Origin of the sequence: Mucilaginibacter sp., assembly GCF_964263795.1 — a bacterium.
Taxonomy (GTDB): domain Bacteria; phylum Bacteroidota; class Bacteroidia; order Sphingobacteriales; family Sphingobacteriaceae; genus Mucilaginibacter.
Genome location: NZ_CAXVWK010000112.1, coordinates 18,456 through 41,906 on the forward strand (window position 1 = coordinate 18,456; position 23,451 = coordinate 41,906).

Below are 23,451 nucleotides of genomic sequence, written 5' to 3' on the forward strand. Positions count from 1 at the left end.
TATTGATCAATGAATTCAGAAATTAGTCTTGTCATCTTTACCTGCGAAGGCAGGGAACACCTTTTGCGCAAAACTTGGGCTTCTTTTCAAAAAGCCTGTGATTTTAAATTCGACCAGGTCATCTTGGCAGTTGACGGTGTTATCGATCACTCAGTCATGGAAATAATCAACCCGGACCTGGTTATTTACGGATATCAACGAAAAGGTTATGTGACCAGCATCAAAAACACGCTAGTCCATATCAGTTCTGCATTTTTCTTTTGGCTGGAAGACGACTGGGCTTTTTACATTCGGATCAATTTGCCGTATTATCAAAATTTATTAATACAGCATCCGGACTGGGCTGAGATCGTCTACAGCAAATACGGGCCGCTTACGGCAGATTTCAAGAAAGAAACCCTTTATGAAAACCTGTATCTTAACGTCAATGGATATTCCACTAATCCGGGGTTAAACCGCACGGCTATTATCCTGGAGGGTTTCAAGGCCATGGAACAGGCTGAAAAAATGAACGGAACGGAAGAGGTGGGGTTTGAGAATTTTCTGACCGCATATTTTGCCGGTCTCTCCCGGCAGGTTGTTCTGATCGATCCGGTGGACCATACCGCCATTGCCCACGAAGGTTATTTAGAGAGTACCCCGCGTAACTGGCATATGATCAGTTCCCTGGAGAAAAAAACGGAAAAACATTTACTTATTTTTCCAGAACCGTCCTTTCCCAGGCGGCTGTATATGATCCTCAAATTATTTCGCGCATTCATTGGTCTGGCCATTCGTCAGCTCCGGAACAATGAAGTGTATGAACTTTGTTTCCGCATTATTGCGATCGCGATCACCACCCAACAGCATGAAAGAAAAACGAACGGTACTGACCCTAGCGACCGGTAAACGGCTATATGTCGACTTGGCTGTAAATCTTATCAGGTCTTTTTGGCTATGGCATTCTGAAAACGGGATCCGGTTCCGGCTGGTTACCGATCTAGCGGAATTTGTCCCGGAAGAAATTCGTGAGCGGATCGATCTGGTGGTTATCGATAAAGAAGAGCTGGGAAAAGGTTTTTCTCCCAAACTACAACTGGATAAACTTATCACGGAAGGGCAGACACTTTTTATTGACAGTGATTGCCTGATTTACCGAAACCTGGATTTTGTATTCGAGCAGTTCCGTGGACACGGGGTTTCGGTTATCGGTAGGGTAATAAGTGAAGGGGAGTGGTTCGGTAATATTCGTCAGATCTGTGCCTATTTCGGGATCAGCAAACTACCTAAGTTCAACGGTGGTGTATATTATGTGGAAAAAGGACCGGAAAGCGACCGCGTTTACGAAGCCGCCAGACGGATCGAAAAAATCTATGATCAAGCGGGTTTTGTCCGTTTGCGCAACAGGCCAAATGATGAAGTGATTCTCGCCGTGTCCATGGAATTAAACGGGCAGCAAGCGATTGCGGATGATGGCAGTGTAATGGCTGAATTCGTGAACTTTCGTTCTGGGATCAGTTCTGATCTTTTCCGGGGAAAAGCAGAATTATATAATACTCCGGGACATATTGACTATGTAAAGGAATGGCCGCTCTTGCTGGCCAAGCCGGCTATCGTCCATTTTCTCGGACATCATAACCAGCTGATGCCTTACATACGGGAAGCTGCACAATTGGCATACCGAAATCCTACCGGTGTTCTGGCTAGGATCCATATGTACTTTCAGGTCGTTCTGCCCTATAATTTACGCAACAGTATGAAGAAAATATTCAGACCCGTCTACCATGCTCTTTTCGGGATCAGGGGAATAACCCAATCGGAAAGGGTCATCGATTGATAGACGTAAGCATCATTATTCCGACCTATAACCGGTTATGGAGTTTGCCCATCGCCCTGCAAAGCTGCAGAGCGTCGTCGCTGGAAATAGAGATCATTATCGTGGATGATGGTAGCACCGACGGGACCCGCGCATGGTTAGCGGAGCAATCCGGTATCCAGATCATCTGTCAGCAGAATGCGGGCAAGGACTGGGCCGTAAATAAGGGCTTTGCCCAAGCTACCGGGAAATACATCCGTTTTCTGGATTCAGACGACTGGTTACTGCCTGGTTCCACAGACAGTTTATTTGAAGAAGCAGAACGGGCCGGAGCCGATGTTGTGTGCGCCGGGTACCAGGTGTATGAAGGGGAAAAACTCGTTAAGGAGATCAGTTGGGCGGATTGTGACGATTTTTTGGCGCGGCAGCTAGGGGAGGGTGATGCTTCCCATTACAGCGCCTATCTCTTCCGGCGAGAGTTTATTGTTGACGTTCCGCACAGACAAGAATTCGGCGCCTTGGATGACCGCAAATTTATCATAGAGATAGCACTGAAATTTCCCGCGGTTAGCCAGATCAATCTGCCTACCCTGGCACACCGTATCCATGACAGGGAACGTCTGCAAAAACCTTCAAATTTGCAGGAGACAGCAGATCACCTGGCCCGTTATAAGATCTATAAAAGCGCTTTTGGTCGCCTGGAGGTATTAGGGGAGCTCACGCAACGCCGCAAGAAGGCCGCCTGTGACATACTTTGGCACCTGGCACACTGGGTTGCTAAAACACATCCCGTAGAGGGCTGCGAGATCTATAACTGGGTGTACAAGCTTGATCCTGCATTTGTTCCCCGGGAGAATTTATTCCTGCATCGTTTATACGCTGCTTTGGGATTTGTCCAAACCGAACGTATGTTACGGTTCCGGCGTTTATTGAAATTTTAAAATGATTAAAACAATCAATATATTTTACGATGAACCGCAGAATGACCGCTGGATAAAGTATGACAGGTACCCCCGAAATCTCATCCGCAGACTGATCCGGGGTAAAAAAAGGCCGGGAGGTGTAGGGATGATCGTACTTAATCTCATGAAAGGACTGGATCTGCTTGGCGTACCCTACCGGCTGAACGATTACCGCTACGCCAGGGCACACCCTGAGGAGATAGTCTGTTTGATCGGAATGCCTTTTTTACTTTACACCAGATCATGGAAAAATCCGATACTTTTTGGCGCCGGCATATTTTCCCATCCCATTTCTTGTCCGGACCTTTTAAGCCGCTACCCTCAGGTAAAAAAGATTTTAGTGCCCGGCGAATGGATGCGCCGCATGTTTGAACCCTTTTATCAGGAAAAAGTAATGGCCTGGCCGGTCGGCATAGATACCGCCAAATGGTCACCGGATATCAAAGGAGCTACAATTATAGATTTTCTCCTGTATGATAAAGTGCGCTGGCAACACGACCGCTACGAACAGGATCTTCTCCAACCTGTCCGCGATCTGCTGGACAGCAGAGGTTTTTCCTATCAGGTGATCACCTACGGACAATATCAGCCGGAAGAACTTGCTGCTGCGTTAAAAACATGTAAAAGTGCCCTGTTCTTTTGCGAACATGAGACACAGGGGTTGGCTTATCAACAGATCCTGTCCACAAATACGCCTATTTTGGCATGGGACAGGGGGGGGTACTGGCAGGATCCTGCCTATTTTCCTGACCAGGTGAAATATGGTCCGGTCAGTTCTGTTCCTTATTGGGATGAACGTTGTGGCATCACCTTTACAGGAATGTCTGATTTTGAACTCAAACTGAACCTCTTTGTAGCCGGTCTTCCCGGATTTAAACCACGCGACTATATAATGGAGAACCTCACGCTGGAAAAATGTGCTGAAGCATATGTACATATATATAACGAAATACTTAGAGCGCAAAGGTGAAAATAGCGATCATTGTTAACCCGCTCATACCAGTTCCTCCTGAACATTATGGGGGTATCGAACGTATTGTATTTATGCTGATCCGGGGCCTTCAGGCCATGGATCACGACGTGACTTTATTTGCCCATCCAAACTCCGAACCCGGGTGCCGGCTGATCGGTTACGGGGAACATGACCCCTATGATCACATGGACTTTGTCAGGATCAACTGGTTAACTTCCGGAAATATTCTTGGGAAATTTGATCTGGTCCATACCTTCGGTCGAATGAGTAATATTGCCCTGCTGATGTTCTCCGGTATCCATAAAGTAGTCTCCTACCAATTACCCCCAACACTATCCCAGATAAAAAAAGCGGTTAGACTGGCCCGTTCCGGTACTTTACACTTTACCGCCTGCAGCAATTTTATCGCGGACCAGATCCGCCCGTTTGGCGAGGTGACCACCATTTATAACGGTGTGGATTTGAATACCTATGATTTTTCACCTGAGTTATCTGAAAATGCCCCATTGGTCTTTTTAGGCCGGATACAACAGGAAAAAGGAACAGATATCGCTATCAGGCTGGCCTTGGAAACCGGCCATCGCCTGGTCATTGCCGGTAACATACCCGACGAACCGGCGCATCAGCAGTATTTTGATGTGGCCGTTAAGCCATTCATTGATCAGAATAGAATCCGTTATATAGGCCCGGTCAATAATGCGCAAAAAAATAAATTGCTAGGAAGCGCGAAAGCATTTCTTATGCCTGTTACCTGGGACGAGCCATTTGGCATTGTCATGGCTGAAGCACTTGCTTGCGGGACGCCGGTGATCGGGTTTAGAAAAGGTGCGGTGCCGGAGATTGTCGAAGATGGTGTAAACGGTTTTATATGCGATACTTTTGAAGCAATGTGCAACGCTGTAGCAGCTGTGAGTAATATTGATCGTCATCGTTGCCGTAAGTCAGCCGCTTTGAATTTCAGTGCTCAGGTGATCACCGCCCGGTACGAACAACTTTATAAACAACTGACGAGCCGATGAGTGAAACTGCCCTGTTTATTTCCGATCAAAACTTTCTTAACCGTGACCGGTCAGGTGGTGTGCAAATCTGCACACGGGAATACTTGGATTATATCCGTTTGGCCGGTTTGTCCGTGAAAGAATATCCGGTCAAACCTGTTATCGGCATTTTTAATAGGATTAAGATCAGGCTTGGACTGGATACATATGACCATTATTCACTGGCACCTTATCTGGAAGACCTGGTCGAAACGATCCGGACAGCCGAAGTAAGCATCGTTTTTTTTAACCAGATCAACCTTTCCCCCTGGGCCGAAGAACTGCGGCGCTATATTGGCCTAAAAGTGAAGTTCGTGGGTCTATCACATGGAAACGAAAGCGCGGACTATTTGAATGAAATTACCCGTCAGGGTGGAGCGAAGCGCTACCAGGAGTGGAAACTGGGTAAGTTACTGGTCAGTGAACATCGCTTTTTCACCGCTGCGCTGGATGGGATCGTTGTACTCACCACCCAGGAGCTGGCAGTGAACCAATGGATCGGATCACAGCAGCAGCTATACCTACCCAGATTACTTAAACCCGAGTTCATGGACCTGAGCCCCCTGCCCTGTGTAGCAGGTTTTGTAGGTACCTTGGATCACCTGCCAAACAAATTTGGACTGATCTTCCTGGCCGACGAACTTCTTAAACTTCATTTTAAGGGCACGCTTAGCGTCGTCGGCGGACCTGAGCAGGAGGGTGAAAAACTGGCCCTCCGTTATCCTTTCATATTATACAAAGGTCAACTGGATGATGAGCGACTGGCTCAGGAGATCATGAGTTGGTCGGTTTACCTTAACCCAGTCTTTTGGTATGCCCGAGGCGCATCCACCAAATTGGCCCAGGCGATCAGTCTGGGTTTACCCTGCCTGACCACATTGGCGGGCAGAAGGGGGTATGAACTAATCGATGAAAGCATCGTGGTACAGGATAATAGACCCGAAAGTTTTGCACGCGCGCTCGTAGTCGCCTTGTGTGACGAAAGCCGGCTGGAAAACCTGAAAGACTCTTCCCGTAAAAATGCCATGGCTTTTGACCGAAAAAGGCACGCCGAAGCCTTTCGTGACTTCCTTCAAAAAATAACACCGGTCAAATGAAAAGGGTTTTGATCATTTCCCCGTATTTTCCTCCCGTCAATGCGGCAGATATGCAGCGGGTCAGGATGAGTCTTCCTTATTTTAAACAATTTGACTGGGAGGTTGAGGTCGTCGTTGTGGATGAAAAGCATGCGCAAATGGTAACAGATGAATTATTGCTCCAGAGCATACCACCGCGGGTGATCATTCATAAAGTCGGGGCACTTTCCTTGAAATGGACAACAAAATTTGGCTTGGGGAGCATTGGCCTCAGATCGTTGATCTACTACAAAAAGTACGTCGACCGGTTATTGAAAGCCAACCATTTTGATCTTATTTTCTTTTCCACCACGCAATTTCCGGTCTGTATTTTAGGGGCATGGTGGAAGAAAAAGTTCGGCATCCCTTACGTGATTGATATGCAAGATCCCTGGCATTCGGATTACTACCGGGATAAACCCCGGAACGAGCGTCCGCCTAAATACTGGTTCTCTTACCGGCTGAACAAGTACCTTGAACCTTTGGCGGTGGGCAAAGCTGATGGACTGATGGCGGTATCGGAAAAGTATATCAGGGACCTAAAAGCCAGGTATCCACGGATTACCCATGTCCCAGAGGCTGTTATTACTTTTGGTGCCTTTGCGCCTGACCTGAAAGTTGCGCAGGCCAACCGGGACCGGTTTATCAACCTGGCAGGCACCGGTGTGATCCGTATCGTATATGTGGGCCGCGCCGGAACAGATATGCATCAGGCACTCCGGCCAATGTTTAAAGCGATTCGTACGGGCCTTTCGGTTGAACCGGATCTTTACAAAAAGTTCCGGTTTTATTTTATCGGCACCAGTTATGCCAGGCAGGGAAGCGGAATTCCAACGGTCGAACCGCTGGCGGCTCGCTACGGCTTGGGCGACCAGGTATATGAATTCACGGACAGGATCAGTTACTACCACACCTTATCGGCCCTCGAAAATGCAGACGCGTTATTGATTCCAGGCTCTGACGACCCAAACTATACACCATCCAAACTTTATCCGTATTTGCTATCTCATAAGCCCCTGCTGGCGATATTTCACGAACAAAGTACGGCGGTCAACACACTGCAGGAATGCGTGGAGGGCGCAGCGATAGTGACTTTTGGCCTTCAACGGAAAAATGTGGCCATTGACATCGGTCGGGTGCTTTCAGCCTGGGCCGTCGGGGATTTTAAAACGATTGTCCACCGCCCGGGTTTCCAACAATACAGTGCCGAAGCACTAACCGGTGAACAGGTTAAATTATTTGATCAGGTCATCAGCAATTTTGAAAAATAGGATACAAGCACTTGACGGCCTGCGTTTTTTGGCAGCGGCCGGCGTATTATGGATACATACCTGGACGCTTTTTGGTAATCCGAGGTTTTATGTGGGCAAACTTGACCTGGCCAGCATAATAGCCATTGGCGGAAACGGCGTGGAGCTGTTTTTCGTCATCAGCGGTTTTTGTATGTATTATTTTTATAGCCGCAGGCCCTTTTCATCTTACCGGGACTTTGGGCACTTTTTCTTGAAAAGATGGGTCAGGCTGTCACCTGCATTCTACACAGCCACAGTCATCTACCTGTTACACGAATATTTTTTCAATTCCGGAAGCCGGATGCAAGGATTACAATTGATACACAGTCTTTTTTATCTCAACTACTGGCTGGGAGAATATGGTGTAGCGAACCACTTCTGGACACTGACCGTAGAGTGGCAATTTTATCTGTTAGTGAGCCTCTTGCTGGTCTGGCAGCGTAAAGCAGGTTTTCGAAGGTCTTTTCTGTACCTGTTCAGTCTCCTAGGCTTAGCCGCCGTCACAACAGTTTTCGTTTATAAGGCGGGTTCTGATTATCTTACCGGAACCATATTATTTCGGGGTGTCGAATTCGGTGCAGGGATACTCACCGCGAGGCTGCTTTTATATCCCAGGCCTGCCTTTAAGAACAGAAAGATCTGGTTTTTTATTTTCGTAGCGATTATCTGTACCGGAAGGGTCCTGGTATCTGAAAGGGCGCTCAGGCTTGCTGTGCATTATTATAATCTTTTCAAACTCGCAGGATTTACCCTCATGGGTATAGGGTTTTCGGGTTTTCTTTATATAATCATTACGTCAAATGGCAGGCTTGCCCGCCTGTTCGGCAATCGTTTGATGGTATCCCTAGGCCGTGTTTCTTACAGTTTTTATTTATTTCATGCCCTGATATTTCCTTATGTAACCGGCTACATTGTCCGGTGGGGAATCTTTCAGGGGATCTTCGGGCCGCTTGTAGCCACCGGCTGCAGCATCCTGATTTTATATCCGCTTTCCTTACTAAGTTACACCGTTCTTGAAAAGCCATTTTTATCGGTTGGCAACATGACCTCCAAATGAAAAAACTTGCCATTATCGTTAGTCATCCCGTCCAGTATTACGCACCGGTTTTCCGTTTGCTAACCTCCCGGGGCCTGGTTAATTTGCGGGTATTTTATACCTGGGGTGAAAAGGCTGTCACTAAACACGATCCGGGTTTTTCAAAAACCTTTGCCTGGGATATACCCTTATTAGATGGATATGCTTATGAATGGGTCATCAACACAGCCGCTGATCCGGGTTCCCATCACTTTAATGGTATTGTTAACCCGAAACTGATCGCGAGTATCGATCGGTTTGCGCCAGATGCTTTGCTGGTTTTTGGTTGGGCTTACCGCAGCCACCTGCGCGTCCTTTGCCATTATCATGGCCGTATACCTATTTATTTCCGCGGTGATTCAACCTTGCTTGATGAGTCAGGCTCCGTGATCAAACGTCAATTGAAAACATTTTGGCTGAAATGGGTTTACCGCCATATTGATCACGCTTTTTTTGTGGGCACAAATAATAAAGCTTACTTTCGAAAATATGGGTTACAGGAAACTCAATTGAGTTTTGCCCCTCATGCTGTTGATAACGAGCGTTTTGGCAAATTTGCAGGTGAAGCGGTAAAAAAAATAAGAGATGCGGCCGGTGTGCCAGAAGACAACATACTGATCTTGTTTGCCGGTAAGTTTGAAAATAAAAAATCCCCGGAGTTGCTCATGGATGCCTTTTTAACTTTAAGCGGAAATAACTGCCACTTGCTTTTTGCAGGCAGCGGACCTTTAGAGACATTGCTACGCCAAAAGGCTACAGGAAAACAACATATTAAGTTCATGGATTTTCAAAACCAGTCAGGGATGCCTGCCTTATACCAGGCTTGCGATGTTTTCTGTCTTCCTTCCGGCGGCCCTGCTGAAACATGGGGACTTGCGGTTAACGAGGCCATGGCCTGCGGCAAACCGGTGGTCGTTTCCAATAAGGTCGGTTGCGCGGCCGATCTTGTTACTGTTGCCAATGGCGGCGTTTTCGAAAGTGGAAGTACGGCCAGTCTGCTGAATATTTTTAACAACTTGCTGGTCAACCGGAAAATGCTAAAGCTATATGGAGAACGATCTGCGCAGATAATAAAAGATTGGAATTTTGCAGCGTTCGCCGAAGCGATCGAGAAAAAAATTGGAGTGGATCCGGTATCCTCCGCAAATCTTGATAAGAAACGATGAAGATCAGCGATAACCAACGGTTTAAATATGTGATTCTATTCTTACCCTGGGCACTGGCTACGGTATTGCAGACCAGTCCGGTTATTTCTTACCTGATCGCCTGGTGCGGATCTTTCTATATTTTTTTCGTCGTGTTTGCCGGAGTAATCAAGCCCTTACCTGCCGACCGCACATTAGCCAATCAACTTATGCGCCCTGTTTATCTTGTGCATCTGATATTCGCAGGGTACATGAGCTGCTCTTCCATATTTTATTTCCTCAATCTTACGGGTAGTTATCACACGGCTTACGCGGTTGTCAACATCGATCATAGCCAGTTATTACTTACAGCTCAGTGCCAGCGTTATTATTGCCTGGGTCATGCTGCCTTTGTAAGTGGGATCTTGGTCTTTATGAAATATCCGGCAGTGACCAAGTATTATGTTGAAAAGGAAAAGATCGCGAACCTGCTGTTAACGGTTGCTTTGATCACCTTCCCGCTTTCCCTTTTTTTTTTAACAACCCCAGGCTTGGCACAGTTTTACTTTCAGCTGAACTCACTGAGTTTTATATCCGGAACACTCGCGCTTGCATTTGCGCTGCCTCTTCGGAAACTTCCGCAAACGGTCATCTGTTTTATTTTATACAGTTTTAATTTTTATAACGCTTTGACCTCCGGCTTCAAAGAACCCGTGATCGTCAGTGTTTTGGTATTAGGTATTTTCTTGTATCCGTCTTATAAAAAGGCGGTGATTGTCTTTTTTGTTCCGCTGATGCTAGCGTTGTTTGTTTATCTTCCATCATACGTTAATTCCTTCCGGGGCAATGCCTGGGGGAATGGAGAAACTTCTGCAGATGCTTCGCAGCTCGCTATAGACGGGGTCCTAAATAATGACGATATTGACGATACTAACTGGGGATTTTTGGTTTACCGGTTAAGTGAAATAGATATGTTCACCGATTATATTAAATCGACGCCGGAATACGTCGATTATTATCGGTTTTCAATTATTGAGCAGGCCGCCATAGCCGTTATCCCGCGTTTTTTCTGGCCGTCCAAACCTGTTACCGAGGACATGATCATGGAGCGCGTTTATGTTGCCAATGTGATTAGCCGTAACTCCCAGGTGTCTGCTAAACCGGCAGTTATCGTAGATGCCTACCTGACTTTCGGGGCGCCGGGCATTTTTCTGGCCTTATTTATCTATGGTGCCGCTGCACAGCTTATAGCACTCAAGGCGGAGCAGTTATTTGGTGGTTATACACTAGGCTGCGCATTGATATTCGGCGGATTATTTGAGGTTTTTTGGCGCGGGATGAGTTTCGAGTTTTTAGTTAACAGTGTGTTTTGGAGTTACATCAGTATGATGATTATCTTCAAGGTGTTGCGTTTTACCAGCGTTCTTAAAGTACACGTTAGTCATAATTCCCCCATGTAGCCGCCTAAGGCCCCGCTCTCCGCTGCCGCTATCATAAGAGGACCTCTTAAACTGATCTTTTCTCTTATCTCATCAAAGCATCCGCAACAGATAGCTACTTTGTCCCCCGGCTACTGGTATCCGTAGACTGTTCCTTTAAATATATGACAACCTTCCTGCGTTCGGGCATCCGATATAATTAGGCGCTCAGGGACGTTCTTCATCATATTCCTATGCCTCGGTCCGGAAGCAGTTTATTATTTAGGTTCCTGGGTTCTGTTTTCCCTCAAATCTTTCAACGTCCATTTTAGCTTATTTACCCGATATTATTATCTGGGAGGTACGATGCGTGATAATGGTTTAATCATTTTTTAAATTTAAAAAAGATTGAAATATTTCCGGTTGATACTTTGTGCCAATCGGTGTGAAGGCCGCTCTACCAATAAGTAAAAAAGATAACCAACCCCTATAGTTAGCACCATAAATAATGGATAGGTAAAGCCGTTCAATGCGATCATCTGTCTTAATAATAGAAATGTTACAGGATGGCAAATGTATAAGGAATAGGAGAATTTGCCCATTTTCTCTAATATTAAGTTGGGCTGTTCCGTATTATAATAAATGATCTCAGTTTGCAGCCATTTGTACAATAAGAGCGCAAGAATGTTCATGGACAGTACGTAGCTTAAATGCATATGAAACTGCGCAAAACAACAAAAAGAACTGGCTGCAAACACACCTAATCGGTAGTATATTAAAGTCCGGATGGTAGTAGTTTTAAGATCGTCTATATGTTCAGCTATTAGCACGCCAAGCAGCCAGCAGGGCATGCCGGCGATCCATGTAAGGTAAATTCCGAATTGCCAGTAATAACCATGATAATTGGTGTTTGATTGACGGATAAATGCCCACACATCATTATTCGCAACAATACCTATGAATAGGGCCGCAATAAGCCAGGCCGCTATAAATTTGACTTTCCAGCTTAATTTGATTTTTAACAAGAGCGGGTAGATCGCATAATAGATTAGTTCGCAGAATAAACTCCAGGTAACCGATTTTTCCGGATGGTCAAACCCCAAACCTATTCCTGCAATTACGGCAAGTGGAATCAAAATTCTTACGAATCGCCTGACTAAAAATTGCGGAATGCTGCTAATCCCTTTTTTGGAGGGATAATGGATCACAAAACCTGATATGATAAAGAATGCAATTACGGCTGATGTGCCATCAATCGCATTTGCCAGAAACACCCCTACTACTTTTAAAGGAAGATAAACTGATTTTTTTAAGCTAAGCGCATACACATTTTGGAAATGATAAAGCATGACCAGGAGCGCCAATATAAATCGTAAGCTGTCAATACCGTAAAACCATTTTCGGGTATGTCTATCCTGCATGATCGGATTGATAAGATATGCCAACAAGATACATTTTTTATTAGCTTTATCTTCGCTATTTAATACGTGGAGTCCTTTCGAGTAACAAAGGGCCCTTATCTAAAAGTGCTTCAATCTAATAGAGCATCACAGGAGAACCGAGATATACAGGTTTGCATTGATGAGACTTCCTGCTCAAATTTGAATATAGGCATGATCCGGTCCATACGAATACCAAGGATGAACTGGAAGTTTATCAATTTCTTAACCATGCATTTTCCGGCGATGGGGCTACGATCATATTTCATAACGGCGAAAGTTTTTCCAAGAAATCTATAGTTGATGAAAACGAGGCTAAACGAGCGCTTGCTTACATCAATTATCTGAACAAGCTCGTCAAAATAGAGTCTTTCTTTAAAGTTAGTTTTCAAGATTTCAGCGAGCCGACTAAACAATCGGAAGAAGTGACCGATGCGCTAATCTCGATCATCAATCAGGAACCATTTGATTTTAAAACCTCGGACACAATCAATTTTACGTTCAATGAATTGCAAAGAGATACACTGGCAACTTTTAAAGGGATCAGCGAGCAAGGGCAGGCTATGAAATTTGTCTATAATGTTCAAGAAGAATTTTCATTACACGGCCACGTATTCGGTTTCTCAAAGAAGGAGGTCATTATTCCGTCCGCCGAAATCACGAATGTGGAAGAACTGAAAACGGGCGGACCAGCAACGGTCAGGATCGTTAGCAGAACAGGAATGATCCAGGAAAAATGGTTGCTAGACACTGAACCTTTATAGCGAATAATTAAAGTATCCACGCCGAGCGCACGCTTGTCTTTTGGCCTCAACTTGGGGTACAGTTCCCTGTAATAGGCCAGGCTTCTTTCCCTGCCGTTCAGGAAGAATAATCCGCCGGTGATATTATAGTCATTGACGATCTGTATGAAGCGATCGCTGAAATTATCCCCTAACTTTTTCACCGCGTGTTTTACGGTCGTGCGTTTCATGGTCTTTAAGTCTACGATTTCCAGGGTTCCGTGGTTAGTGTAGAATTCTTTAATATAGGCGATCTTGTTGCCATCATGGCTAAACTTGATGATATCATCCAAATAGTAAGATTCAAGGTTGATAGGCCCTTTTCCAGCCGCTATTGACTCCGGCATGATTCGCACAGAATCAATCTGCTTTTGCTTTAAGATATCAAAGACATGCAACCAACCTTTTTATCGACGTAAGCGCTGTAATGGGCGTTTGGGGTGATGATATATCTGTAATTATCTATGTTGGAAAGATAGTTGCAATTCTCATTTTGGTCACATACGGCCAATGGTTTTGACTGAAGCAGGTTTTGCAGCAGAATACGGCCATCTGTCTTTCGCAGGGTAAAGCGATTTCCGCCATCTATCCATCGGGTAACCGACCGAAAGGCCGGGAAGCGTCTTACGTTTTTATAGTCGGCAAAAAGTTTTGCTCCATCGATATAATTGTAAATGCTTTTCCGGCGAAAGTTGTAGACGACGAGTTTATCATTGTTTGTCTGAATGAGGGCCTTGGTACCATCGGGGGAAATCAGCGCATCTTTAAGCTTCGAGAATGGACGATAGGAACTCTCGCGCGTATCTAATACATAAGGCTCGATAACAAGATTTTGATTGTCTGAAAGGTAGACTAGCGTATCGGGGAGAGCGGAATGATAGAAATACCTGAGGTTATGGATTTCCCTGATCTTTTTGAGCGGGGTTCCTATTTGCCACTTAAAAAGCGTTACGGAATCGTTTTTGATCGCGAGGTATTTCATCCCTTTCGAAAACTGGTAAATGTCAGGGATGTCCTGCGAATTGTACTTTACCTGGGCCAGCACGCTAACTCCGATTGCTATTTGGTGCTCCGGATCGTAAATAAAGGTAAACCCCTTAGCGTCCACGTAAGAGATCAGATCGGTTTCCTTGATAAAGCCCATTTTATAATCTACCGGGTTGTTGCTTCTTTCCCGGTTTTGCTTGGCTTTACGTTGTGTGAAATTCTCGTATCGGGAATTGTTAATGTTTTTGGCGGTACCTGTTTTGATATTGTAGACCTCGATCTCACCTGTTGCCGCATTCCTGTAAGCCATGTATTTTTTTGTATCAGAAACCTCCAGGTTAAGCGCTGAACTTAACGGGGTTTGAACCAAATGTTCAAACGTTTTATCGGCTGTCCAAATACTGATGCTGCTGTTCCGGTTGTGTACGGCCCACTGATGGTCATTCAGACTGATCAGGTTGTCGCCACCGGAGACGTCATAAAACAAGGTGTCATTCAATAATTGTGTGATGGTATCCTTTTTATATGTGGAAACCAACTGTTTTGAATAAGTGTCCCAAAGCTCGAAGGCCATGTAATGGTCATTATGGCCAAAAAAAGTTTGTGCTTGGTTTTCGACGTTGATGTTAACTGCCCTGCGCAACTGGCTGTATAAGTACAATACAAACAGGACGCCGGCAAGCATGGCAACGGTTACGTACATCAGGATAATTCTGTTCTTTCTTTCCTTTGTTTTTTCTTTTAAAGCCTTCAGCTAAAGTTTTTCTTCGGCTTCAAATCGTTTGACTTGTTCATAATAGCGGATGCGAGCTTCCAGTGCTTCTTTTTCTAAAGTTTCCTGGCCGAGGCGCATGGTTTTTGATTTCTGAACCGATGCTATGAGCTTGTCGTGGCTGAGCTCGAAGGTTTTTCTGCCGTCAGGCGTGTATTCAGTGCGGATGAGGCGGGAGTTTTGCAGGAAAGAAATCAAATCATCGTCATTCCCGATGGCTTCCCTAAACTGGTTTTCGACAAGGATGGTCCGTTGTCCGCCGCTTACAAGTTCATCCTCCAAGGCATGCTGTACAAGTGACCTTTTGTGGGGGTCTTCGATCTTGTTCAGCTGAATGGTATAAAAAGAATCCAAGATAAAGTCGATCTGAATTTCATTTTTAAAAATTTCTTCCGTAAAAGGAAACGGCTCGGTCAATAGTAAAGGATCTGCCGGATGATCGGCAGACGGGATTTTGTTTTTAACGGCGTCTTCAATATAATAACAGATGATCTGCAGGAAGGAAAGATCTATGCCCCTGATGTCACACAAACTGCTGACGATAGCATTGATAACTTCCGGCGCAATTTGGATCGGCGGCGAATTAAATATAAGGTCATTATTGCTGAGCCTGCAAGGGCCAAGAATGGCTTGGGTAGCGCTATCGGGTGTAAAGAGTTTGAGTTCAAGCTGGTTGTCATAGAGGTTCGGCAGGTAAGCGGCTATGTCTTTCAATAAATAGTATTTGTCTGAACGGATCGAAAAAAGTATCCTTACTGTCGGCTGAACAAAATAATTGGGTTTTGCGGCATGACGATCTGTAAGAGACATTGAACGTGCATCCTTTAAAATTCGCAGTGGTAACAGATCATGTGTTACTTCGGAAAGCTGCTGGACGAATTCATTCGTGTCTTCTTTGAAATAGGTGAAGAGCTCTTCAAACTGGTCGAAGATCAGAACAATTATCTTCCCGGTCTTTTTTTCAATAAGTTTGTTTTCCGCATGCTTCAGGTAATCCCAAAGCTTGAAGGTGTTTTCATGTTCTTCGGGCAGGTCGGAAAGCAGGTCGATACCATGCGGCTTCAGTTTCTTTGCTAATCTACCTTTGATGATCCGCAAGTGTGGCAAAATAGTGTCACTTTCCAAGTTGCTCAGATGTTGAGGTGAGAGCCTGATCCGGATAGGTATATATTCACTGAGCATAGCGCTCTTTCGGAAAATGGTATTTAACAGCGAACTTTTACCGACACCCGAGGAGCCGTACACCAAATTGACCCGGTTGTGGACGATCATTTTCGCAAGTCGTATGATTTCCGCATCTCGCCCGAAAAACAGGTCAGCATCATTTTTTTCGAATGATTTCAGTCCGGGGAAACGGTCTTTACCTTGGTTCATGGTCTTTGCTTGATATCGTTTAGGAAACTGTTTAATGTGCCCTCTGAAAATTTGAGGTTGTAATGTTTGCGATAGTACTCTTTATTTTGTTCTGAAACCCTTTCCCTGGCCGAGACTATCGCGTAATTCCCTTGCCGGTGTTTCAAATCGAGTACATCAAAAAGGATTTTGAAATGCCAGTCTGTAAAATCGAACCCAACGAACAGCGCATGATTTTCACTGACAATCTCGCGGATCTTTTTTGGTATTTCGGGCTGGCGCTCATAAGCTTTTCGCGCAAAATTTACCGCCTGTTTTTCCGTAAAAAGGAGCGAGGTCGGGCTTTTGAAAGACCCGAAGATGTTGTAAACGATCGTTTTGTCATCCGGCCATTCGTCAGGGTCGAATACGTACGCGGCGTTGGACTGGTCATAGTGCCCGGCCAGGCAGTCATTCGGATGATTGTCCGGAATGACCGTATCCGGGTTTGTATTAATGATCAACGGGAAATTAAGCTTGAAGAACTGTTCATAATAATTGGTGACCACGGAACCGGATAAATAAATTTCTTCTGCTTCAATACCTGTTTCACCTCTCAGCCGGTTAGGGTTGCTCTCGTATCTGTTGATCATATAGCTGAGATTGCTTGTCTCTTTTTTATCGTAATAGGTATTTTGCCCGGTCAATATCCCGGCTAACTTTTCCGCGAAAAAAGTAGTAAAAAGGGCTGTTCTGCTTCCATCCCAGCATGTCAGAAATTCAGGGCCCAGAAACAAAACGCATTTCCGTTCGGCAATCAGTACACGGATATGATTGTTTATATTTTCAAAGGTAGACTGCTCGATCTCCTCCAAAATACCTTGCAGCGTCCTGTTTTTGTAAGTGGCAACAAGAGCATTTAAAAAGCTGTTGATCTTTTTCTCGGCAATGACATGGTCGAGTGTATTTTCCCAGAATTCCGCCGGCGCGCCGTTCAGGTCAATTTTGGTTTTGTTGATCCCAGCGGTGTTAAGGACAACCCTCATCGCGGCTTTATCGGTGACCAGTTCAGTCCCGATATCAATCAAATTGTTCTTTTGTTGACTATCCAGCATTTTGAGTTATGGAAATTAAAGCGTTGATGATCTTGTTAGCAGCTATACCTTCATTTCGCATCACCTTATGAGGAAGGTTCGGCTCACGAAGCATACCTCCGCTGTGGTGCAGGGCGACCACTTCCCAACTGTTGTTAAACACGGGAGAACCGGACGAACCAGGTTCTGTATCGGTTAAGTATTGAACGATATTTTCGTCGGCATAAGTTACGATGTTGTGGTACAAGGCGATCTGCTTGTAACGCCCGCCAGGGTGTTGAATGATGTTTACATTATCGCCCTTTTTTACCTGCCCGTCCGAAAGTTGCAACATACCGTAGCCGGTGTTCGCGTCACCGCTTACTGCAACAATTGTCCAGTCATCTGTCAGGGAAGTTTTAAAGCAGATCTCCGGCGCTAAACGAAAGTCTTGGCTCTCGGCAGCCAGTCCCTCTTCGCTCTCCTCAAAACCAAAGGTAACTACCGCATTGGCCGCGGAAGACGCTTCAGGAAGGACATGATGGTTCGTAACGATGAGGTTGCCGGCGATCAAGAAACCCGTACCCGCGCAATTACGGCCTCCGTAATTTGAAGTAATTTTGGCTACCGCCCTTGAACAGGTTAATCCTATTGCGAGAAATCTGACGGGCAGCAGCGTACTCGTCCGTTCAATGATCTCTTCATAACCGTTAGCATCATCCAGATCTTTCCATTCGGTTTTACGGATATCCGGTCCGGGGTTATGGTCCGTCATAGTATGATCCCGGTAGGTCAGCAAGTGCGCATTTTTTGGAAAATACTCCAGGGCCACATTGACAAGGTCATCCGTTTGTTCATTTGCCGCGGTATATTGAATGATCTCGTTCCACATCACGATGGGAGATCCGTCGATATCAATGTTAGAACGGGAGATACCGGCCGCATTTAAAATGGATATGGCTTGCTTTTTATCCGGTACCAGCACACTAAGCGCGTCCCGGAGTTGTACCACTGCTTTCGTAAAAAGTTTCATAGCCATACTAAATGATTTGAAGACTTGCAATCAGCGCACGGAGGCTGGCCGATGTTTCCGGAGCGTCGTAAATTGATTTAATGAATATTTTCTGCTCTTCCTCACTGAGCTCGTCAAAGGACCTTTCTTCGTGTCCTAAGAGTTCCTGTAAACCTGCCGACCTGGAGATCAGCTGCAGAATCTCCGTTTCATACATTTCCCTCGTCCCATCATCATCAACTTCGGTAGTTTCCAATACCGATAACCCTGTAATCATTTTTAAAAATGGCCAGCTGACTTCATCCGGCTCCTGGTAAGAGATGTCAACTTGCCCAGGCGATATCGCGAGCATGCGTCCGGCCTGCAGTATGCCGTTACCGAAGTACAGGCGGATGTCTTCCTGCGGTTTACCCGTGATCTTTCGTGCCGCACTCTGGTACATAGCACCGCGGATCTTTTCAACAATTTCCCAGCCTTTTAATTTTTCAAGATCTTCATAGTGCCGCTGGTAATAAATGGCGGCCGCTGCGGCGACCTGAGGAGTCGCAGATGATGTTCCCGCGCCGTTGATACTGACTTGGCTCTCTGTGTGGTAAAGCGCCCATGGCACGTTTGGGGTGAAGGCTGCGATGGCCTTATTCATGGCTTTACGGGGGCCGAAATTGCCCTGCATGGTGCCGGTATAGGCCGGCGAAACAGGCTTATAATACGGGGAATAGTCAAAGGTTACCCCGCATGTTGCCGTCACCCGTTTAAACCTTGCCGGATAAACGAGGGTAGAAGGTGTGATCCGCCCGAAATTATTGCCTGCGGCGGTAACGATGAAAATCCCTTTTTCATAGGCACGGTTGACCGCGTCCGCCCAGGCCTTCGAAGGCATGCCGCCCATGCTCATACAGATGATATGGCAACGGGTATCCGGGTTGTCATACAAGGAGAGCACATACTCCAGCGCATCGGTGAATGCTTTATTTTTCCAGAGCACAACGCTTTTGGCGATCCTGACCGGAACGATGCGGATATTGCCATGCACGCCAAGGTACCCGTTATAATGGTATTGTGGCAGCTTGACCGTTCTCCCGGCAAGAATAGACAATGTTCCCGGCCCATGGCCCGGCTGTTTCATTCAGCCCTCTGACCCTTCGTCTTCGGCAGAGTCGCCGCCCTCCACAAAATTTTTTTGTAAGTGAAAGTCAATATTTTCTTTTGGAAAAGTAATGTGACCGGGATCATAACCCGTGTCAAAATGACAAATGCGAACGATGTTCCCGGTCGTTTCCGCCAGCTCCTAGGCATTTTGCAGTTGTGAAAAGCCGTAAGCAATATACCAAACCTGTTTATCCGGCAAATTTCCGTATACAGGGTGCGGCCAGTCCGGGTCATAATCATCAAAAGCCAAAGTTTCCAATCCGAAGCTTTCGTTATTTACAGCGGCTTCTATCGCCATTTCAGCTTCCGGGTTTTGTATCTTGAGATCGGGTTCGATATAGTCGGGTGTTTTCAATTTCCGCTTCAGGAGGTGCGCGTCATCCCATGGATGATGAAGTGGCCTGCGGCTTCCGGTAAGAAAATGCCCGGCGGGTTCGTCACTTTCTCGGTAAGATCAGCAAAGCCTGCCGGACGGATATAAAATTGTGATTCCATGATTGTTGTATAGGTTGTTCAAATCTAAATCATCCAAATCAAAAAAACATATGTTTTCAAAAAACACGTAGTTTTACGTGGTTTTGACCAACTATAAAATCAGTATATGGAGACATGAAAAACCTGCTTATTGGCAATTCTTCTTAATGGAATATACTGGAAAAAGTTCGTTAAGTGATGCTTCCCCAGAAAGTTTTAAGGTAAATGATCATCATATTTTATGTTCCAATTGGTTAACATTAATATCCGAAGATGAAAATACGAACTTTTTGAGCAACCTTTTTGTTAAATTCTGTTAAGTATTATAACACTTTCATTAAATAACCGAGGTTTGGCAAATCAGGATTTTTAACCGAGGTGCAACACTTGGGTAAGAAATGGATATTTATTGAACTTTCAATGAGTTTTACTATCTTATAATAGAATGGATGGACTTTACGAAGTTCTATGTAGTGAATCTTTAAACACTTTGATTATCAATTTATTATTAATACTTTGTTAGAATAAAGCTATAAAAATAAGATTGAAACATTCGTTGAAATAAGGTTTTGATTGAAGCATAATGTACTCATCCTTAGTGGTATATACGTTAGGGTTCTAATCCCTCCCTCACTTGAACCTTCAAAACTAAATGGCATCAACTTTATAGTACTGATAAAAGCACCTGGACTGAATCCATGAAAATTTGATTGCTATTATCTTAGGCAAAGGCCTGTTCATATGTATAAACGCTTCATTTTTTTGCCACTATAATGAGCTATTCAACAAAGTAATTTGAGCTTAAAAAACTCTGCGCTGTAATGGCAACTACCTTTGTATAAATTAAAGTTACAGACAATGAAAAAAAATTGGTTTATAACAGGAAACTCACTTGGATTAGGCGGAATCTGACCGAAGCGGTTTTAGCGCGCGGTGATAAGGTGGCGGCAACTGCCCGTAATTTTGAAAGACTGAATGACCTTGTAGCGCAATCTAAGAAATAGTTACTTCCGGTACAATTGGATGTTAATGTAAAATAATTCTTATTTTCGCCAAGTTTTCCACACCCCAGAAACAAAATAGCAACAAAAATGACCTAAAAAAGGAAATGAATTTTTATTGCTAAATTGTTACTTAAAACCTTTAACTATCTGATAATCATGGAATAAGTACTTACTGTATCGGCAAGTAACCACCCTTGCGTTACTTGTTATCCTTCGTTACAGTGATATTTAGCATTGATGATTGGCATGGTTTGCTGCGGAGGTACTCCACTCGCTGTTCGGCGGTGTAGTTATTGTTTATCCAGGTTTTGATGTCGCTGCGTTCGATGATGGCCGGCATGCGGTCGTGTATTTCGGCCATTGCAGCATTGGGTGGCATCGTGATCATGGTAAATGTAGGCAGTAATATGCCCGTTTTAATGTCAAACCAAACGTCCCAAAGGCCGGCGATGTAAAATGGCTGGCCGTCTGCACGTTCAATCCGGTAGGTGCGTTCCTGCTCGCGGTTGTATTCAAAAAATGCCTGGATCTTTACAACGCAGTGTTTACGACCCATGAGTTCACGCCAAAGCGGTACCAAAAATAAGGATTCGATGCGTGCATGTTTATTACGGCTGTGGATTTTGTCGTCATCCATTGATAGTAAACCCCAGCGAAACTGTTGCACCTTGTCGGGCATGGCGTCGGTAACTACGGGCAGCATCGAGCCTGGATTGCCGGACGAATTGCTTTTAGGGGTGTAAGCACCACCGTCACGCGTAATTATTTTGATATCTTTTTGCTCGCCAATTTCAACGTGTCCGCACATATGTTTATCAGGTTAAAACACAAAACTAATAATTTTAGCAAAAATGTGAAAATTTTAATCGGATTAGTTAACAACTTTTCGGTCTAGTTATTTGGTCACTACCAAGTCGGCCCAGTTAGTAGTATACTGCTTGCTTAGGTAATCCTGTTTCATAATCCATTTGCGTTCAAAGCCTTCAGCTGCCAGCCGCAAGGTGCCCCGGCCGTAGCGGCTGTTCAAATCATCTATCAGTCCCGAAAGTTTTTGTTCACGGCTATGTTCGTACCCCGCAAATAAATTAAACTGTAGTTCATTTTCGGGAATAATGCCGGTGGCGCGCACCCCCGTTTTGAGGTAATTATAGCCCGGTTGCCAAATAGCGGTTATGGCTTGTACCGCCACCATAGTTAATTGGTGGGTGCTGTTGGCAGCAAAAGGAATTTTGATAGTAATACTTGGATAATGCTGGTCGTGCTTTACATTATGCTTGTTGGTGCGCAAATAGATGGTGAGGGTAAGTGCCATGCTTTTTTGCTGGCGCAATTTTAACGCCACTGTTGCAGCATGCATAGATACGGCCTCTGTGATGGGATCCAGTTCGGTTTGGTATGTGTTAAAGCTTTGGCTGCTTTCAATACCTTTAGAGCGTTCTGCAATATCTTTTATAGGGTTACAGGGAATCCCCCAAAGCTCCTGGTGTAAACGCCAGCCCTGTACAGTCATATGCTGACGCACAAAGTCAGGTTTTAACTGGCGAAAATCATGTGCAGTTTTGATCTTAAACTCCGTAAGTTTATTATAATAGGCATGACCTACGCCCCACACATCTTCGATGGGGAAATCTATGACCGCATCATTTATTTTAAATGCGCTATCCAGCACCATGTAAGGTTTTTTATGTTTTTTTGCCGCTTTATTGGCCAGTTTGGCTAATGAAAGGGTGGGGCCGATACCAATTGTTATAGGCAAACCGGTATGGCAAACTACGTTATGGCTGATAGTGGCCGCATGATGAGCTAAATTGATCCCTTTGATATTACCCAATGCCATAAATGCCTCATCGATACTGTAAACCATCAGTTTATAGGTGTACCGTGCCAGGTTATTCATAAGCCGGGCGCTCATATCAGCGTACAAAGGGTAATTACTGCTAAATATTACAGCGTTGCTATCCTTTAATCGCTCGCGTACCATAAACTCAGCATCGGCCATTTTAATGCCGATAGCTTTTGCCTCGTTGCTGCGGGCAATTACACAACCATCATTATTGGATAATACCACCACTACGCGGCCCTCTAATTCAGGGCGAAACAGCCTTTCGCAGCTTACGTAACAGTTATTAATATCAACATGCGCAAACACGGGCGTACCTCCCCATACGATGCTGCGGCTGCAACACCGGGTTTAAGGTAACTGTTACCACACCCCAGCAGCTCCAATTCTCTGAGTTTTGAATAATGATATTATCCCTATCGGCTTTCAGTAATAAACGGCCTTGCTCCGGCCGGTACTCGCGCGTGTAAAACTCCCCTTCATGAAAAAATACGACAATACTACCCGGAACCGGTTGCAGGGTACGGTCAATTACCAGCACATGGTCCTGCAGGATATGATAGCCCGTCATTGCTGTGCTGCCCATCCGCATATAAAAGGTGTTATCCGGATCCATCACAACTATTTCTGATATATCCAGCTCAGGTTCTTCATAAGTGAGCATAGGCAACCTAAACCCCAGCACATCTCTTTTTACACGGTGTTGTCTAACTCGTAGCATGTTACAAACTTATTAAATCGGCACCTATATTGCTAATATTATTAGTAAAATATTAGAGCGATGCGTTGTTTGTAA

General features: G+C 45.0%; 22 protein-coding genes. 10 read left to right on the top strand and 12 right to left on the bottom strand.

The genetic code is table 11. From position 1 onward, the window contains the following. Window positions 1-9: 9 nt before the first annotated feature. The 10 genes from ACE5CV_RS17735 (at window position 10) to ACE5CV_RS17780 (ending at window position 10,833) form a co-directional block, all read left to right on the top strand. On the top strand, window positions 10-888 hold the full coding sequence (locus ACE5CV_RS17735; RefSeq protein ID WP_374951532.1) for a hypothetical protein: 879 nt from the start codon (window positions 10-12) through the stop codon (window positions 886-888). Beyond that, window positions 848-1,816, top strand: coding sequence for a hypothetical protein (locus ACE5CV_RS17740; protein ID WP_374951533.1), 969 nt, complete (start codon window positions 848-850; stop codon window positions 1,814-1,816). Before ACE5CV_RS17735 ends, ACE5CV_RS17740 begins: the two co-directional genes overlap by 41 nt. Beyond that, window positions 1,813-2,736, top strand: coding sequence for a glycosyltransferase family 2 protein (locus ACE5CV_RS17745; protein WP_374951534.1), 924 nt, complete (start codon window positions 1,813-1,815; stop codon window positions 2,734-2,736). The genes ACE5CV_RS17740 and ACE5CV_RS17745 overlap by 4 nt, the downstream gene beginning before the upstream one ends. Before the next feature lies 1 nt (window position 2,737). Further along, window positions 2,738-3,727 (top strand): glycosyltransferase, encoded by a 990-nt coding sequence (locus ACE5CV_RS17750; RefSeq protein WP_374951535.1) that lies wholly within the window; start codon window positions 2,738-2,740, stop codon window positions 3,725-3,727. After that, a complete protein-coding gene (locus ACE5CV_RS17755) occupies window positions 3,724-4,749 on the top strand; it encodes a glycosyltransferase family 4 protein (RefSeq protein WP_374951536.1) in 1,026 nt (341 codons plus the stop codon). The genes ACE5CV_RS17750 and ACE5CV_RS17755 overlap by 4 nt, the downstream gene beginning before the upstream one ends. Beyond that, window positions 4,746-5,864 carry a glycosyltransferase gene (locus tag ACE5CV_RS17760; RefSeq protein ID WP_374951537.1) on the top strand — a complete coding sequence of 373 codons (1,119 nt, stop codon included), beginning with the start codon at window positions 4,746-4,748 and terminating at the stop codon, window positions 5,862-5,864. The genes ACE5CV_RS17755 and ACE5CV_RS17760 overlap by 4 nt, the downstream gene beginning before the upstream one ends. A gap of 155 nt (window positions 5,865-6,019) precedes the next feature. After that, complete coding sequence (locus tag ACE5CV_RS17765) at window positions 6,020-7,153, top strand: glycosyltransferase (RefSeq protein WP_374951538.1); 1,134 nt, start codon at window positions 6,020-6,022, stop codon at window positions 7,151-7,153. Continuing rightward, the gene (locus tag ACE5CV_RS17770; protein WP_374951539.1) at window positions 7,143-8,231 is read left to right on the top strand and encodes an acyltransferase family protein; all 1,089 of its coding nucleotides are present in this window, start codon (window positions 7,143-7,145) and stop codon (window positions 8,229-8,231) included. Before ACE5CV_RS17765 ends, ACE5CV_RS17770 begins: the two co-directional genes overlap by 11 nt. After that, window positions 8,228-9,415 (top strand): glycosyltransferase family 4 protein, encoded by a 1,188-nt coding sequence (locus ACE5CV_RS17775; RefSeq protein WP_374951540.1) that lies wholly within the window; start codon window positions 8,228-8,230, stop codon window positions 9,413-9,415. The genes ACE5CV_RS17770 and ACE5CV_RS17775 overlap by 4 nt, the downstream gene beginning before the upstream one ends. Beyond that, a complete protein-coding gene (locus tag ACE5CV_RS17780) occupies window positions 9,412-10,833 on the top strand; it encodes an exosortase Y-associated Wzy-like protein (protein WP_374951541.1) in 1,422 nt (473 codons plus the stop codon). Before ACE5CV_RS17775 ends, ACE5CV_RS17780 begins: the two co-directional genes overlap by 4 nt. A 356-nt stretch (window positions 10,834-11,189) precedes the next feature. On the opposite strand, the gene ACE5CV_RS17785 is transcribed toward ACE5CV_RS17780, so the two are convergent. The 12 genes from ACE5CV_RS17785 to ACE5CV_RS17840 all read right to left on the bottom strand — a co-directional run bounded on the left by ACE5CV_RS17785 (window position 11,190) and on the right by ACE5CV_RS17840 (window position 23,376). Beyond that, the gene (locus tag ACE5CV_RS17785) at window positions 11,190-12,212 is read right to left on the bottom strand and encodes an acyltransferase family protein (protein ID WP_374951542.1); all 1,023 of its coding nucleotides are present in this window, start codon (window positions 12,210-12,212) and stop codon (window positions 11,190-11,192) included. Between the two features lie 601 nt (window positions 12,213-12,813). Next, a complete protein-coding gene (locus ACE5CV_RS17790) occupies window positions 12,814-13,305 on the bottom strand; it encodes a hypothetical protein (protein ID WP_374951543.1) in 492 nt (163 codons plus the stop codon). 83 nt (window positions 13,306-13,388) lie between these two features. Beyond that, window positions 13,389-14,702, bottom strand: a complete 1,314-nt coding sequence (locus ACE5CV_RS17795) for a hypothetical protein (protein WP_374951544.1) — start codon at window positions 14,700-14,702, stop codon at window positions 13,389-13,391. Between the two features lie 51 nt (window positions 14,703-14,753). After that, complete coding sequence (locus ACE5CV_RS17800; protein WP_374951545.1) at window positions 14,754-16,145, bottom strand: ATP-binding protein; 1,392 nt, start codon at window positions 16,143-16,145, stop codon at window positions 14,754-14,756. Beyond that, window positions 16,142-17,218, bottom strand: a complete 1,077-nt coding sequence (locus ACE5CV_RS17805) for an SIR2 family protein (protein ID WP_374951546.1) — start codon at window positions 17,216-17,218, stop codon at window positions 16,142-16,144. Before ACE5CV_RS17805 ends, ACE5CV_RS17800 begins: the two co-directional genes overlap by 4 nt. Then, on the bottom strand, window positions 17,208-18,209 hold the full coding sequence (locus ACE5CV_RS17810) for a trypsin-like peptidase domain-containing protein (protein WP_374951547.1): 1,002 nt from the start codon (window positions 18,207-18,209) through the stop codon (window positions 17,208-17,210). The genes ACE5CV_RS17805 and ACE5CV_RS17810 overlap by 11 nt, the downstream gene beginning before the upstream one ends. 7 nt (window positions 18,210-18,216) lie before the next feature. Continuing rightward, the gene (locus tag ACE5CV_RS17815; protein ID WP_374951548.1) at window positions 18,217-19,314 is read right to left on the bottom strand and encodes a S8 family serine peptidase; all 1,098 of its coding nucleotides are present in this window, start codon (window positions 19,312-19,314) and stop codon (window positions 18,217-18,219) included. A gap of 162 nt (window positions 19,315-19,476) precedes the next feature. Next, entirely contained in the window at window positions 19,477-19,692 is a 216-nt protein-coding gene (locus tag ACE5CV_RS17820) for a hypothetical protein (RefSeq protein WP_374951549.1), read from the bottom strand. 8 nt (window positions 19,693-19,700) lie between these two features. Continuing rightward, entirely contained in the window at window positions 19,701-19,832 is a 132-nt protein-coding gene (locus tag ACE5CV_RS17825; protein WP_374951550.1) for a hypothetical protein, read from the bottom strand. A gap of 1,182 nt (window positions 19,833-21,014) precedes the next feature. Next, window positions 21,015-21,623, bottom strand: coding sequence for an SOS response-associated peptidase (locus ACE5CV_RS17830; protein ID WP_374951551.1), 609 nt, complete (start codon window positions 21,621-21,623; stop codon window positions 21,015-21,017). Window positions 21,624-21,710: 87 nt separating this feature from the next. After that, on the bottom strand, window positions 21,711-22,964 hold the full coding sequence (locus ACE5CV_RS17835; protein WP_374951552.1) for a Y-family DNA polymerase: 1,254 nt from the start codon (window positions 22,962-22,964) through the stop codon (window positions 21,711-21,713). Beyond that, window positions 22,948-23,376, bottom strand: coding sequence for a LexA family protein (locus ACE5CV_RS17840; RefSeq protein ID WP_374951553.1), 429 nt, complete (start codon window positions 23,374-23,376; stop codon window positions 22,948-22,950). Before ACE5CV_RS17840 ends, ACE5CV_RS17835 begins: the two co-directional genes overlap by 17 nt. Window positions 23,377-23,451: the final 75 nt, after the last annotated feature.

Coding starts and splice junctions, on each gene's coding strand:
- ACE5CV_RS17830 (WP_374951551.1), bottom strand. CDS start 21,623: ATGTGCGGACACGTTGAAATTGGCGAGCAAAAAGATATCAAAATAATT.
- ACE5CV_RS17815 (WP_374951548.1), bottom strand. CDS start 19,314: ATGAAACAGCCGGGCCATGGGCCGGGAACATTGTCTATTCTTGCCGGG.
- ACE5CV_RS17785 (WP_374951542.1), bottom strand. CDS start 12,212: ATGCAGGATAGACATACCCGAAAATGGTTTTACGGTATTGACAGCTTA.
- ACE5CV_RS17825 (WP_374951550.1), bottom strand. CDS start 19,832: ATGGAATCACAATTTTATATCCGTCCGGCAGGCTTTGCTGATCTTACC.
- ACE5CV_RS17775 (WP_374951540.1), top strand. CDS start 8,228: ATGAAAAAACTTGCCATTATCGTTAGTCATCCCGTCCAGTATTACGCA.
- ACE5CV_RS17780 (WP_374951541.1), top strand. CDS start 9,412: ATGAAGATCAGCGATAACCAACGGTTTAAATATGTGATTCTATTCTTA.
- ACE5CV_RS17735 (WP_374951532.1), top strand. CDS start 10: ATGAATTCAGAAATTAGTCTTGTCATCTTTACCTGCGAAGGCAGGGAA.
- ACE5CV_RS17740 (WP_374951533.1), top strand. CDS start 848: ATGAAAGAAAAACGAACGGTACTGACCCTAGCGACCGGTAAACGGCTA.
- ACE5CV_RS17760 (WP_374951537.1), top strand. CDS start 4,746: ATGAGTGAAACTGCCCTGTTTATTTCCGATCAAAACTTTCTTAACCGT.
- ACE5CV_RS17795 (WP_374951544.1), bottom strand. CDS start 14,702: ATGTACGTAACCGTTGCCATGCTTGCCGGCGTCCTGTTTGTATTGTAC.
- ACE5CV_RS17810 (WP_374951547.1), bottom strand. CDS start 18,209: ATGAAACTTTTTACGAAAGCAGTGGTACAACTCCGGGACGCGCTTAGT.
- ACE5CV_RS17840 (WP_374951553.1), bottom strand. CDS start 23,376: ATGCTACGAGTTAGACAACACCGTGTAAAAAGAGATGTGCTGGGGTTT.
- ACE5CV_RS17750 (WP_374951535.1), top strand. CDS start 2,738: ATGATTAAAACAATCAATATATTTTACGATGAACCGCAGAATGACCGC.
- ACE5CV_RS17805 (WP_374951546.1), bottom strand. CDS start 17,218: ATGCTGGATAGTCAACAAAAGAACAATTTGATTGATATCGGGACTGAA.
- ACE5CV_RS17800 (WP_374951545.1), bottom strand. CDS start 16,145: ATGAACCAAGGTAAAGACCGTTTCCCCGGACTGAAATCATTCGAAAAA.